The 13,865-nt window shown below is 73.4% G+C and carries 9 protein-coding genes and 1 pseudogene; 4 read left to right on the top strand and 6 right to left on the bottom strand.

What is annotated here, in order from left to right; genetic code table 11:
• Positions 1–2: 2 nt before the first annotated feature.
• From ACH41F_RS08410 to ACH41F_RS08400, 3 genes are read right to left on the bottom strand one after another with little or no spacing between them, the layout of a single operon-like run.
• The gene (locus ACH41F_RS08410) at positions 3–743 is read right to left on the bottom strand and encodes an FAD:protein FMN transferase (protein ID WP_391233852.1); all 741 of its coding nucleotides are present in this window, start codon (positions 741–743) and stop codon (positions 3–5) included.
• A gap of 2 nt (positions 744–745) precedes the next feature.
• The gene (locus ACH41F_RS08405; protein ID WP_391233851.1) at positions 746–1,453 is read right to left on the bottom strand and encodes an FMN-binding protein; all 708 of its coding nucleotides are present in this window, start codon (positions 1,451–1,453) and stop codon (positions 746–748) included.
• A 10-nt stretch (positions 1,454–1,463) separates the two neighbouring features.
• Positions 1,464–2,804: a ferric reductase-like transmembrane domain-containing protein gene (locus ACH41F_RS08400; protein ID WP_398833904.1), complete on the bottom strand. Its 1,341-nt coding sequence runs from the start codon at positions 2,802–2,804 to the stop codon at positions 1,464–1,466.
• A 92-nt stretch (positions 2,805–2,896) separates the two neighbouring features.
• Here ACH41F_RS08400 and ACH41F_RS08395 point away from each other — a divergent pair, with 92 nt between their 5' ends.
• The 4 genes and pseudogenes from ACH41F_RS08395 (at position 2,897) to ACH41F_RS08380 (ending at position 7,991) form a co-directional block, all read left to right on the top strand.
• Complete coding sequence (locus ACH41F_RS08395; RefSeq protein ID WP_391233849.1) at positions 2,897–3,655, top strand: response regulator; 759 nt, start codon at positions 2,897–2,899, stop codon at positions 3,653–3,655.
• Positions 3,652–5,091, top strand: a complete 1,440-nt coding sequence (locus ACH41F_RS08390) for an ATP-binding protein (protein WP_391233848.1) — start codon at positions 3,652–3,654, stop codon at positions 5,089–5,091. The genes ACH41F_RS08395 and ACH41F_RS08390 overlap by 4 nt, the downstream gene beginning before the upstream one ends.
• Before the next feature lie 158 nt (positions 5,092–5,249).
• A pseudogene (locus ACH41F_RS08385) lies at positions 5,250–5,708 on the top strand (hypothetical protein); the annotation flags it as partial.
• 486 nt (positions 5,709–6,194) lie between these two features.
• Entirely contained in the window at positions 6,195–7,991 is a 1,797-nt protein-coding gene (locus tag ACH41F_RS08380) for a SpoIIE family protein phosphatase (protein ID WP_398834281.1), read from the top strand.
• A gap of 115 nt (positions 7,992–8,106) precedes the next feature.
• On the opposite strand, the gene ACH41F_RS08375 is transcribed toward ACH41F_RS08380, so the two are convergent.
• From ACH41F_RS08375 to ACH41F_RS08365, 3 genes are all read right to left on the bottom strand, one after another.
• Complete coding sequence (locus ACH41F_RS08375; RefSeq protein ID WP_391233847.1) at positions 8,107–9,177, bottom strand: substrate-binding domain-containing protein; 1,071 nt, start codon at positions 9,175–9,177, stop codon at positions 8,107–8,109.
• Between the two features lie 529 nt (positions 9,178–9,706).
• Positions 9,707–12,022 (bottom strand): beta-galactosidase, encoded by a 2,316-nt coding sequence (locus tag ACH41F_RS08370; RefSeq protein WP_391233846.1) that lies wholly within the window; start codon positions 12,020–12,022, stop codon positions 9,707–9,709.
• Complete coding sequence (locus ACH41F_RS08365) at positions 12,022–13,785, bottom strand: beta-galactosidase family protein (protein ID WP_398833901.1); 1,764 nt, start codon at positions 13,783–13,785, stop codon at positions 12,022–12,024. Before ACH41F_RS08365 ends, ACH41F_RS08370 begins: the two co-directional genes overlap by 1 nt.
• Between the last annotated feature and the right edge of the window lie 80 nt (positions 13,786–13,865).

The following is a 13,865-nucleotide window of genomic DNA, read 5'->3' as shown; positions in this document are numbered from 1 at the left end:
TCTCACCCGACCGCCGCCCGCTCCCCCGAGACGGGGAACCCGGGTGTCCTCAGCACCCGGCGTTCCCCGTCCACGGCGAAGACCTCGCAGCCGGGGAGGGCGGCCGCCCAGTCCACGCCCTCGGTGCCCATCGCGAACGCCGCGGTGGCGACCGCGTCGGCCTCGGTGAGGGAGTCGGCGACCACGGTGAGGCTGAGCAGTCCGGTGGCGGGGCGGCCGGTGCGGCCGTCGATGATGTGGTCGCCGCGTTCGTAGCGCGCGGAGGTCGCGACGGCGCCGTCCGTCAGGTCCAGCACGGCGCACAGCTGGTCGGCGTGGTCGGGGTGCCGTACGCCCACCCGCCAGGGGCCGCCGGCGGCGATCACGTCACCACCGGCGTTCAGCACGAACCGGGTGGCGCCGGCCGCTGTCAGCAGCTCGGCGGCGCGCTGCACGGACCAGCCCTTGACGACCGCGCAGGGGTCGAGGCCCCGCCCCGGCAGCCGTACGTCGAAGGCGCCGCCGGTGGCGGCCCGGTAGTGCTCGCACAGGTCGAGCACGATCCGCAGGTCAGCGCTCACCTCGCCCTCGGTGATCTCGCCCCGGCCCAGCCGCGACACCTCGCTGTCGGGCTTGAAGGGGCTGAAGCGGGCGTCGACCTCGCGCAGCCAGGCGAAGACGGCGTCCGCCTCGCGCTCGCCGATGTGCTCGTCGTCGACCCGCAGCGAGACCGGGAACCCCATGACGTGTTCGACCCTGTGCACGGTCAGCCCTTCGCGTCGATCGCGGCCTGGAGGGACTCGCGGTAGGCGTCGCTGGTGATCGTCGCGCCGGACACCGTGTCGACGTCCGCGCTCTGCGCCTGAAGCGTCTCGGCGATCAGCTTCGGCACCGCCGCCGTGGTCTGGGGGTGGTTCGGCTGCTGGAGCATCCTCACCGCGGAGATCTTGTCACCGCCGAAGGTCACCTGGACCTGCACGGTGCCCTTCTCGGTGTTCACCGCGGGGCCGTCGACCGTGCGTGCCGCCGAAGCGGTGGACGCGGACGGGGAGGGCGAGGCGGCGGCCGCCTCGGCGTGGGCGTCGATCGCGGCCTGGAGGGACTCGCGGTAGGCGTCGCTGGTGATCGTCGCGCCGGACACCGTGTCGACGTCCGCGCTCTGCGCCTGAAGCGTCTCGGCGATCAGCTTCGGCACCGCCGCCGCCGTCTGGGGGTGGTTCGGCTGCTGGAGCATCCTCACCGCGGAGATCTTGTCGCCGTCGAAGGTCACCTCGACCTGGACGGGGCCCTTCTCCGTGTTCAGGGTCGAGCCCTTGACGACGGTGCCCGACGACGAGGATCCGGTGGAGGAGGAGGCCGACGGGGTGGAGGCCGCTTCCGGGGTCGTTGTGCTGCCGCCCAAGGAGGGCTCGTAGCGCCAGACGGGGACCAGGCCCGCGATGCTGAGGACGACTACAGGTATGGCTCGTTTCACGATCTCTTCCTCATCCCGCCAGGCTGAAGCGCTCGAAGTGGGTCTGCGCCTTGGGCACGCCCAGCTCCCGCAGGGTGGCGAGCACGGCGTTCATCATCGGGGGCGGCCCGCACAGGAAGACGTCCCGGTCGGCGATGTCGGGGACCAGGCGCCGCAGCTCGGCCGGGGCCAGCTTGTCGGGGACCGGCGGGCCGGTGACCAGGTGCAGCTCGGCGCCCTTGGCGAGAGCGAGCTCGTGCAGCTCCTCGTGGAGGACGGCGTCCCGGTCGGTGGCGACGCGGTAGATGACGACCGCGTGGCCGTGCAGCTCCTCCAGGAGGGCGCGGATCGGGGTGACGCCGACACCGCCGGCGATGAGGACGGACTCGGGGCGGGTGCGGTGCAGCGCGGTGAAGGCGCCGTAGGGGCCCTCGGCGAAGACGCGGGTGCCGATCTCGAGGTGGCGCAGCGCGGCGGTGCCGTCACCGGCGACCTTCGCGGTCAGGCGCAGGGTGCGGCCGTCGGGGGCCGCCGACAGGGAGAAGGGGTTGGCCTGCCACCAGCGGTCCTTGGTGAGGAAGCGCCACAGGAAGAACTGGCCGGCCCGGGCGGGCAGCTTGTCGAGGTCGCGGCCGGTGACGTAGATCGAGACGACGTTGTCGGACTCGGGGACGACCGCCTCGACCCGGAACTGGTGGCGGAGGTTGCGCCACAGCGGCAGCACCATCCGGCCCAGGACGACCGAGCCGAGGGCGACGGTCCACAGGCCGTACCAGTACGCGGTCGCGGCGGTCGAGGAGGTGAACGTCGTACCGACGGCGACCTGGTGGGTGAAGGCCAGCAGCACCGCGACGTAGGTGTAGAGGTGGATGAAGTGCCAGGTCTCGTAGGCCAGCCGGCGCCGCGCGTAGCGGGCCGAGACGCAGCCGATGACGAGGATGATCGCGAAGGCGGTGAGCGCGCGGAGCACGCCCTCGGTGGTCTCGGCGAGGTCGACGACCGTGCCGATCGGTCCGACCTCGGTGCCCGCGGCGTAGCCGAAGGCGATGAGGACGAGGTGGGCGAGGAGCGTCCACAGGATGCCGAACCCGGTCCAGCGGTGCCAGGACGTCAGCCGGTCCATGCCGATCCGGCGGTCCAGCCAAGGCAGCCTGGCCACCAGCAGGAGCTGGAAGGCCATGAACAGGGCGCCGTAGAGACCGGCGAGCCGGCCCAGCACGATCAGCGCGTTGGAGGCGAACCCGGCCTGGGCGAAGAAGAAGGCGACCACGGCCACGTTCACGGCGATCACGGCGTACAGGCCCGCGCGGGCCACCACTTTGGGCCGTATCGCCGTGGAGGGCGCGGTGGGCGGTTTGACGGTCGTCGTCACGGAAGGGAGCTCCTTGATCGGGGCCGGTGTACCCCGAGCTTGGCTCGGGCGACCTGTCGATTACCTGTCGTGCAACTTTCAAGTGGTTATCGATGTGGCCGCGAGCCACCACCGGCCCCGGAGACGGTGCCCGCGTGACGCACTATGAACGGGTGGAAAAAGTACGCCTCCTCGTCGTGGACGACGACCCGCCCATCGCCGACCTCGTCGCGACCGTCGCCCGGTACGAGGGCTGGGACGCGGTGACGGCGAACTCCGGGGAGGAGGCGCTGAGCCGTGCCGCGGAGTTCCGGCCGGACATCGTGGTGCTCGACCTGATGCTGCCGGACATCGACGGCTTCGGCGTCCTGGAGCGGCTGCGCAGCTCGGGCACGATGGTGCCGGTGGTCTTCCTCACCGCCCGGGACGCGGTGGCCGACCGGGTGGCGGGGCTGACCCGGGGCGGCGACGACTACCTGGTCAAGCCGTTCGCCGTGGAGGAGCTGATGGCGCGGCTGCGGACCGTGCTCCGGCGCTCCGCGGGGCCCGGCTTCCAGCGGTCCGTGCTGCGGGTGGGCGACCTGTCGATGGACGAGGACACCCGCGAGGTGCGCCGCGCCGACAAGCAGCTCACCCTCACCCCCACCGAGTACGAGGTGCTGCGCTACCTCATGCGCAAGTCACCGACCGTGCTCACCAAGGCGCAGATCCTCGACCACGTGTGGGAGTACGGCTTCGGCGGCCGCTCCAACGTCGTCGAGCTGGTCGTCAGCCGGCTGCGCCGCAAGCTGGACGAACCCGACGACGGCAGGGCACCGCTCATCCACACCGTCCGCGGCTTCGGCTACGTGATCCGGCAGGCGCCCGAGTGATCGGGCGGCTGCGCCGGACCTACCGCAGGCTCCGCCTCGGCACCCGGCTGGCCCTGGGCCTCGGCGCGCTGGCCCTGGTGGTGTTCGGCGTCGTGGGCACCGCCCTGACGACGTACATGCGCGACTATCTGTCGGCCCAGCTCAACGAGCAGCTCCAGCTCGCCCAGGTCGCCCAGTCCAAGAGCATCGCCGACCACGGCTCGCTCGCGGGGAAGAAGTACTACCGCTGGTACTACGCGGTCTACGACGTGAAGGACGGCACCGCCCGGCTGCGCACCCCCGAAGACGCCTCCGACCTGCCCGAGGACGTCGACGACCTCACGTCCCTGGCGCAGGCCCAGACCGCGGGCGGCACCGAGGTGCTGCGCACCGAGCACCTCGAAGGCGCCGGCGACTACCGGCTGCGGGCCTGCGAGGTCGAACCCGGCGTGGTCCTGGTCAGCGCGGCGCCGATGGACGAGATCGACGAGACCGTGGGGCAGCTGATCACGATCCAGGTCGTCACCTTCGGGCTCGCGCTGCTCGCGCTGGTCCTGTTCGGCCGGAAAGTGCTGCGCAACGGCCTGAAGCCGCTCAGCGACATGGCCCACACCGCGCACGGCATCTCCTCGCACAACCTCACCGACCCGGAGGCCCGGCTGCCGCTGCGCGCGGACCGCGAGGGCGGCGGCCCCGAGGTCGAGGAGCTGCGCACCGCGTTCAACACCATGCTGGAGCACATCGACGACTCGCTCGCGGTGCGCGCGGAGGCGGAACAGCGGCTGCGCCGGTTCGTCGCGGACGCCTCCCACGAACTGCGTACACCGCTGATGTCGGTACGCGGCTACGCGGACCTCTTCCAGTACGCCGCCGCCAACGCGCCCGGGGAACGGGAACGGCATCTGGCGCGGCTGCGCGCGGAGGCGGCCCGGATGGGCGTCCTGCTGGACGACCTGCTGCTGCTCGCCCGGCTGGACGCGGCCGAGGTGGACACCCCGCTGCGGCCCACGGACACCGACCTGGTCGCACTGGTCCACGAGGCGGCCGACGCCTTCCGCGCCGCCCACCCCGACCACCCCCTTTCGGTCCCGGACGCCGTGGACCCGCTCGTCCTGCGCCTCGACCCGCACCGCGTCCGCCAGGTCCTCGACAACCTCCTCACCAACGCGGCCGTCCACACCCCCGCCGGCACCCCGGTGTCGGTGACCGTCTCCGCCGAATCCGGCCGGGCGGTCGTCCGGGTCGTCGACGCCGGACCCGGTATCCCGCCCGCCGACCGCGAGAAAGTCTTCGACCGCTTCTACCGGGTCGACAAGGCCCGCAGCCGCGACCGCGGCGGCAGCGGCCTGGGCCTGGCCGTCGCCAGCTCCCTGGTCCGGGCCCACGCAGGGACGGTCGAGGTGAGCAGCGAGCCGGGCAGAACGGTGTTCACGGTGTCGCTGCCGCTCGGACGGTGACCGGACGGGCACGGTCCGTACCGCCAAGTGACCTTTGCGGACGCCAAGTTGGCAGGAGCCGCTGTTCTTGAACGGCTGGACAGATCTTCCGGGCTCCCCGAGGATGGCAGACGCCGGGCTGTGGAGTCCGTGCCCGTGGTCACCTGCACGGAGAGGCAATGCGGTCGGATCCCCAACGTTTGCTCGCCCTGGCGGTTCGCCGCATCGCCCGCGCCGAGGACCGTGCGGCGGTCGTCCGGGAGCTGTGCGCGGTGAGCGCGGAGCACGTGGCGGACGCGGTCCTCGTCTATCTCGACGCCGCCCCCGGCGGTGCGGGCGGGCCGGGGACGGTGCCCCGCACCCTCCGGCTGGCGGCCGGCGACGTCCGCGACGCCCATGTCCCCGCGCCACGCGGCCCCTCGCTCACCGGAGGCGCCCTGCTGAGGCGGCTTCCCGCCGGCGCACCCCCTCGGGTGCGGCAGGTCGTCGAGATCCTCGCCGCCGACCCGGCTCGCGGGGCGTCCCTCACCAAGGCCGCCATCGCCCGGCTCGCGGGCACCAGCGAGGCCACCGTCACCCGGGCCGTCCGTGTCCTGGGCCACCGCGCCTTCCATGAACTGCGCCTGGAACTGGCTCGGATGACCGCGAAGGAGCTGGAGTCCGACCCCGGGACCGGGAAGGACCCGGGCGGCGTCGTGGGCGGATCCGTACCGGCCCTCGCCTCGGTGAGCCCGTCCGGCGTCCTGGCCGAAGTCCTGCGCGCGGGTGCGACCTTGGGCCGCCCCTCCCCCGAACTCGACGGCGCGCTGCGTGAACTGCTGGGCGCGGCGCACCCCGCCCCCGACGGCAACCGTGTCCTGCTCGCCCCCCTGACCGGCACCCGGGGCGTGGTGGGCGTGGCCGTCTTCCTGCGCCGCCCCGACCGCGAGGCCTTCGAGGCCGCCGACGTCACGGCGGTCGGCGAACTCTCGACACACGTCGCCCTGGGGGTGAGCGACGCTCCGGCAGACGGGTCCCGCACGCGGGCTCTCATCGACGGGTCCGGCACGACGGCCCTCACCGACGGGTCCGGGTGGCGCGGCCGGACCGAGGGAGCGCTTCCATCGCCCGTCGCCGCGGACACCGTGCCCCCACTCCCCTCACGCACCGCCGCCGACGCCCTTCCCCCGCTCCCCTCACGCGTCGCCCCCGACGCCCCGCCCTCCACGTCCGCCGCTGTTCCCATGCCGATGCGTCAGGACGGGGACCGGTTGCGGTTCGCGGGGGCCGCCACCCGGCGGATCGCCCGGGGCATCGACCTGGACGAGATCGTGATGGGGCTGTGCCGGGCGACCGTACCGACGTTCTCGGACGCGATCCTGGTCTATCTGCGCGACCCGCTGCCGGTCGGTGACGAACGCCCCACCGGACCGCTGGTGCTGCGACTGCACCGCACGGACCGGATTCCGGAGGAGCCGGACGACGGGGCCCCGCGACCGGGCCCGCGCGCTCTGGACGAACTCGTCGCCGAGCGCTGCGCGGTGCCGGCGGGCGGCGCGCTCGCGGAGGTGCTGCGCGGCGTACGCCCCGTCTTCACGGACGCCCCGGCGGCCGACCTCGCCCTGCCCGAACTCCTCGGCAAGGAGGGCGAGTCGCTCGTCCCCGCCGACCGGCACGCCATCCTCGCCCCCCTGCGCGGCCGCCGCCGCGTCATCGGCGCCGCGCTGTTCCTGCGCACCCCGGACCGCCCCGCCTTCGAGCAGAACGACCTCCTGATCGCCGCCCTACTCGCCACCCACAGCGCGCTCGGCATCGACAAGGCGGCCCTGTACGGCCGGGAGGCGTACATCGCCGACGAACTCCAGCGCGCCATGCTCCCCGAGACCCTGCCCCGCCCCACCGGGGTCCGGCTGGCGTCCCGTTACCTCCCGGCCGCCGAGACCGCGCGGGTCGGCGGCGACTGGTACGACGCGATCCCCCTGCCCGGCAGCCGGGTCGCGCTGGTCGTCGGTGACGTCATGGGCCACTCCATGACCTCGGCCGCGATCATGGGCCAGCTGCGGACCACCGCCCAGACCCTCGCCGGGCTCGACATGCCGCCGCAGGAGGTGCTGCACCACCTGGACGAGCAGGCCCAGCGCCTCGGCACCGACCGCATGGCGACCTGTGTGTACGTGGTCTACGACCCGGTGGCGCACCGGATGACCATCGCCAACGCCGGTCACCCGCCACCCCTGTTGCTGCACCCGGGCGGCCGGGCCGAGGTGCTGCGGGTGCCTCCGGGCGCGCCGATCGGGGTCGGGGGCGTGCCCTTCGAGGCGATCGAGCTGGACGCCCCGGCCGGCGCCACTCTGCTGCTCTACACCGACGGCCTGGTGGAGTCCCGTATCCGGGACGTGTGGAGCGGCATGGAGCAGCTGAGGGAGAGGCTCTCCGCGACGGCGAAGCTGACCGGCCCCGACCGTCCGCCGCCGCTGGAGGCGCTCTGCGACGACGTGCTCGACATGCTCGGACCCGGCGACCGGGACGACGACATCGCGCTGCTCGCCGCCCGCTTCGAGGGCATCGCGCCGAGCGACGTGGCGTACTGGTTCCTGGAGCCCTCGGACGCCACCCCGAGCCGGGCCCGGCGCCTGGTCCGGCGCACCCTGACCCGCTGGGGCCTCGACGAACTGAGCGACACCACCGAGCTGTTGGTCAGCGAGATCGTCACCAACGCCGTCCGCTTCGCCTCCCGGCCGCTGACCCTGCGGCTGCTGCGCACGGACGTCCTGCGCTGCGAGGTCACCGACGACGAGCCCCGGCTGCCGGTGCTGGGGCAGGCACGCGCCACGGACGAGGGCGGACGGGGCCTGCACCTGGTGAACCGGGTGGCACGGCGGTGGGGGGCCACCCGGCTGAGCGGCGGCAAGGTGGTGTGGTTCGAACTCGACCGCCCCTGACCGGCCGCGCCCCGCGTCAGGGCAACGGCGACTCCGTCCAGATGATCTTTCCTTCCGGGGTGTACCGCGTCCCCCACCGCTCGGTCGGTACGGAAGGGACGTGGCGCGGTCGGCGCTACCGGCCCCGCGGAGGGCGTCCGCAGCTGCGGCGGACGATGAGTTCGACGGGGATCACCGGTTCCGGGTGCTCCTCGGCGCGCCCGTCCATACGGTCCAGCAGCAGCCGGAGCGCACGGGTGCCGATCTCGGCGAAGTCGGTGCGCACGGTGGTCAGCGGCGGCAGCAGATGAGCCGCCTCGGGGATGTCGTCGTAGCCGACGACACTCACGTCGTCGGGGACCCGGCGGCCCGCCTCGTGGAGGGCGTGCAGCAGGCCCAGGGCCGTCTGGTCGTTGGAGGCGAAGACCGCGGTGACCTCGGGGCGCCGGGCCAGCACACGCCCCGCCTCGTAGCCGGAGTCCGCGCTCCAGTCACCGACGAGGAGTTCGGGGATCTCGGCGCCGGCCGCCTTCAGGGTCCCCCGCCAGCTCTCGATGCGCTGGTCGGCGGAGGTCCAGCCGGCGGGTCCGGCGATGTGCCACACCGTCGCGTGCCCCAGCCGCAGCAGGTGCTCGACGGCCTTGCGGGCGCCGGCGCGGGAGTCGGCGGTGGCCAGCGGGGTGGAGCCCCTGACCTCGTTCTCCAGGACCACCAGGGGCGTGTCGAGCCGGGTGTCCGCCAGCGCCTGCCCCACCCGGTGCTGCGGCGCGATGGCGATGACGCCGTCCGCCCCCTCGGCCGACAGCCGCTCCACCGCCTCGGCGACCGTGTCGTGGTCGGCGGTGTCGTCGAGGGCGATGGAGCTGAGCAGATACCCCGCCTCCTGGGCGGCGGTGTTGATGGCCGTCAGGATGCTGGCGGGCCCGTACCGTGCGGCGTCGAAGGAAATGACACCGAGCATCCGGGTCCGCCCACTGGCCAGCGAACGCGCGCTGCGACTGGGCCGGTACCCCAGACTCCGCATCGCCGCCCGCACGGCCTCCCGGGTCTCGGGCCGGACGGCCGGGTGATCGTTGAGCACCCGGGACACCGTCTGCTTGGACACCCCCGCCAGCCGCGCCACGTCGTCCATGACCGGCCGCGCCCCCGCGAAGTTGCGCCGACTGCGCCCCTTGGGAGCGGGAGCGTCGGCAGCGCGAGGGGTCATCGGGCGCACTTTCTCACGAGGACGAGGGGCGGGCCTCAGCATAGGTCGCAAGCGCCGAGACGACGCCCTCAGATCCACGCCACCGACGCCGCGGACCATATCGCTGGCCCGCCCCATCGCGGCCAGGGGCGCCAGGGCCGCGGGGGCCTCCAGGACCGCGGGGGTCGCGGGGGTCGCGGGGGTCGCGGGGGTCGCGGACCATAACGCCGGCCCACCCGAACGCCGCCAGGGGCGCCAGGACCGCGGGGGCCGCGGGAGCTGCGGGGGCCGTCAGGACCGCGGGAGCCGCGGGAGCCGGCAGGGCTGGCAGGGGCCGCAGACCATGGCGCCGGCCCACCCCAACGCCGCCAGGGGCGCGGGGAACTGGCGCCCAGCCCCCACCCACCCGCAGCCGAACACTCCACAGCACCGCACTGCGAGAACCCCGGATCACCCCAACACCCTCAGGGGCGCGGGGAACTGCGCGCCCAGCCCCCACCCACCCGCAGCCGACGACCCACCCCCCACAAACCCACCCGCAGCCGACAACTCACCGCACAGTCCACCGACGGGACGTCACCAGCTCCACCCGCTCGACGCCCACCCTCCTCCACCCCTCCCCCGCCTGCGGCGGCACGTACACGCCGGCCGCGCCAGGCGCGGGCGACACCCGCAACCGCAACACCCCCTCCGGCAGCCGGTCCAGCCCGATGTCCCACACCCGCCCTGAGAAGAACTGGTCGGCGACAAGAACGTCCCCCACATACGCCCGCCCCACGTCCCCACTCCAGTGCACGCGCAACAGCGTCCCCGGCGGCACCTCGCGCGGCAGGTCCACCCGGTACTCCGCGGCGACGGCGTCGAAGTGTTTGTCGTCCGGCGCGCTCGCCCGCCCCTGGACCCCGGTGACCGGCTCGGGCGCGGCCCCGGCGGGCCGTACGAGCGCCACCGACGCCTCACCGGCACAGGTGCCGTCCGCGTCCAGGGTGTACCGCGCGAACCCCGGTTCCCCGTCCGGTGCGGGGAACACGGCGAACGACGGCCGCTCGGTGACCGCGTGCAGCCGCATCTCACCGCGGTCGAACACCACCCCGCCCTCGGCCAGCACGAGCCGCTCGGCGCCCCACACCACCCCCCGGTACGCGGTACGCGCGGTCGCCGCGTCCAGGACGAGCAGCCCGACCCGGCCACCCTCCACCGTCTCCACCTCGACCAACGCCTCGGTCCCGGGACGCAGCCCGGTGACGAGCACCCGGCCGTCGGCGTACCCGACGTCACCGGAGGGCGTGGACACCGAGCCCACCGCCTGCTCGGCGAGGGCGAGTTCGGGGGCGACCCCCTCAACGGCCGCCAGCACCAGCACCGTTCGACCGTCGTCGGCCACCGTGCACACCGGCTGGGCCGTCGCCCACTCCAACCGCACACCGGCCACGTCGAGCCGCAACGGCCAGCAGAGGACGGCACCGGACGGGACGGTCACGGGAGCGCTCGGAAGGCTCAACGGGCCGCCCCGCGCGAACTCCACGGTGAACGACGTCCCCGGGTGGTCCGGCAACGGCTCGTGCGGCTGGTGGTTGTTGACGAAGAGGAACCCGCACTCACCGTCGGTGCGCACGGCCCAGCGCAGGGTCTCCCGGTCGTCCTGTCCGCGCGGCCGCTCCTCGGGCAGCACGGACTCCATGGGCGCGATCAGATGCCCGAAGTCGGCCAACAGCAGGTGCTGAAGCCGCAGTTCGTCGTACGTGTCCCGGTACTGCCCGTACTCCCCCAGCGGCGCCTGGAAGTCGTACGTCAGGACGGGCAGGTCGTTGGGGTAGCCGGTGGCGTGGGACTCCTGGAGGGAGGTCAGTTCGCCCTTCGGGTTGGTGCCGCCGTGGAACATGTAGTAGCCCTGCCACACCGAGCCGCACCCGATCTTGGTGAGGCCGAGGGCGGCGATGTCGGCGGCGTCGACCCGCGGGCGCCGGTGGTAGGAGGCCGCCATGCCGCCGCCCAACTCGCAGGTGGCCCAGGGGAATCGGTCGGCGGAGGCATCGGGGGCGCTGCCGCGTACGCTGCCGAGCGGGCGCAGGTCGGAGCCGATGCCCTCGTCGTCGCGCTGATGGGTGAAGAAGAAGTGCTTGCGGCAGGTGTCGGGCCAGCCTCCGTCGGCGTCCGTCCAGAAGGCGTCGGTGTATCCGCCGTACAGCGGAAGCAGTTCGTCGGGTGGCAGTCGGACCCCGCCCCAGGCGGTCGACGTCCACAGCGGGGCGCTCAGTCCGGCCTCCTGCGCCATCCGCTTGAGGGTGAGCAGGTGGCCGGGCTGGTCGTAGAGCTCGTTCTCGATCTGGACGGCGACGATCGGGCCGCCGTGGGCGCGGTCGAGGCCGCGCAGCTGCCCGGCGATCGCTGCGAACCAGGGCCGTACGGCGGCCAGATAGACCGGGTCGTCGGTGCGGGGCGTGCCGTCGCGGGCCAGGACCCAGTCGGGCAGACCGCCGTTGCGCACCTCGGCGTGCACCCAGGGGCCGATGCGGGGGATGAAGTCCAGGCCGTGGCGGGCGCAGAGTTCGGCGAAGCGGCGCAGGTCGAGGTCGCCGTCGAAGCGGACGCGGCCCTCGATCTCCTCGTGGTGGATCCAGATGACGTAGGCGGATATGACGTTCACCCCGCCCGCCTTCATCTTCAGCAGCTCCTCCTCCCACTCCCCGGCCGGGAAGCGGGAGTAGTGGAACTCGCCGGAGACGGGGAACCAGGGTCGGCCGCCGCGGGTGAGGTAGCGGCTGGTGACCTCGATCGGGTCGGGCACGCCCGGGGCGTCGGTGAAGGGGAGGTGGCCGGTGAGCGGGGGCCCGCTGGGTGCGGGCACTCGCAGGTGGTGCGGCATCAGAACGTCTCCGGTCCGAGGTCGGGGGCGTCCGTGAGCTGGGCTTGGGTGCTGGTGGTGCCGTGCAGTTCGAGCAGGACGAGCTCGTTGGCCCCCGGGCGCAGGACCGGGGCGGGCACGTACAGGGTGTGCTGGGGGCCGCGGTTCCAGTATCGGCCGAGGTGGAAGCCGTTGACCCAGGCCTGGCCCTTGGTCCAGTCGGGCAGGGCGAGGAAGGCGTCGGCCGGTTCCGCCACCTCGAAGGTGCCCCGGTGGAAGGCGGGTACGGAGGCCGTGGCTGCCTGCGACGGGGTGAACGGCAGGGCGGTCAGGTCGGTGAGGGCCAGCGGGTGGTTGTCCCAGCCGCGCAGGACGGTGCCGTCGAAGGAGACCGCGCCGAGCAGACCCTTGGGGGCGCCGATGCGGGGGCCGTAGTTGACGCCGCCCATGTTCTCCACGAGCACCTCCAGCGTCGCGCCGGGGCGGGGCACGTGGACCGGCAGGGTCTCGTCGTGGTGGCGGCGTTCCAGGACGCCGACGGGGGCGCCGTCCAGGAAGACCTGGGCACGGTCGCCGACGCCGCCCGCGAAGTGCAGCAGCCCCTGACCGGCGGTCGGGACGGTGGTCCGGTAGAGCGCGTAGCCGGAGCTGAGGCCCAACTGGTCCATGGTCGCCGGGTCTTCGGTGTGCAGCGGCTCGGCGAGGGTGTCCGCGTGCGTCAGCAGCGGGGCGCGATGGGTCAACTGCACCGCGGTGGCGGGGAGTTTGGGTGCGGGGGCCGGGGCGGGCTCGTCGGGGACGGGCGCGTGGCGGGCGATGACCTCGCGGAAGGCGTGGTACTTGGGGCCGGGGTCGCCGGACTCGGTGAGCGGGGCGTCGTAGTCGTAGGAGGTGACGGTGGGTTCGTAGGCGTGCTTGTGGTTGGCGCCGTTGCTGAAGCCGAAGTTGGTGCCGCCGTGGAACATGTAGATGTTGACGGAGGCGCCCGCCGACAGCAGCCGGTCCAGGTCGGCGGCGGCGTCGGCCGCGTCCCGCGTGTGGTGCGGGCCGCCCCAGTGGTCGAACCAGCCGATCCAGAACTCCGCGCACATCAGCGGGTCTTCGGGTCGGTGCGCGCGGTACTGCTCCAGCGCGGCGTCGATCCGTCCGCCGAAGGTGCCGGCGGCCAGGACACCGGGGAGGCTGCCGGCGGCCAGGTGCTCGGGGATGGCCTGGTCGCAGGTGAACAGGAGTTCCTCCACGCCCCGGTCGCGGAAGGCCTGTGCGAGGTGCTTGAGGTAGGCGGTGTCGTCGCCGTAGGCGCCGTACTCGTTCTCCACCTGGACGGCGATCACGGGTCCGCCGGCCGCGGCCATGTGCGGCAGCAGCGGGGGCAGCAGGCGATCGAGGTAGCGGTCGATCGCGCCGGTGAAGCGCGGGTCGGAGCTGCGCAGCCGGATGTCGGGGTCGGCGGTGAGCCAGCCGGGCAGTCCGCCGCCGTCCCACTCGGCGCAGATGAACGGGCCCGGCCGCAGCAGCACGCGCAGGCCCTCGTCCTGGGCGAGACCGAGGTAGCGGGGCAGGCCGAGGAGGCCGTCGAAGACCAACTCGCCGTCCGGGTCGGGTTGGTGGGCGTTCCAGGGGACGTAGGTCTCGACGGTGTTGAGGCCCATCAGCCGGGCCTTGCGCAGCCGGTCCGCCCACTGGTCGGGGTGGACGCGGAAGTAGTGGATGGCGCCGGAGAGAATGCGGAACGGCTCGCCGTGCAGCAGGAAACCGTCGGGCGACGTCGTCAGTGCGGGCATGCGGAGCTTCCCTTCGCCAAGGCTTCGATGAGACTTCGGACTTCGATGGACTTCGACAAGAGCGGTTCGTGCGGGTGGGG

It is taken from the genome of Streptomyces sp. NPDC020489 (genome assembly GCF_044386545.1).
In the GTDB taxonomy this organism is placed as follows: Bacteria; Actinomycetota; Actinomycetes; order Streptomycetales; family Streptomycetaceae; genus Streptomyces.
Note: the sequence above shows the minus strand (reverse complement) of the source record. Positions and strands in the feature narration are given on the sequence as shown.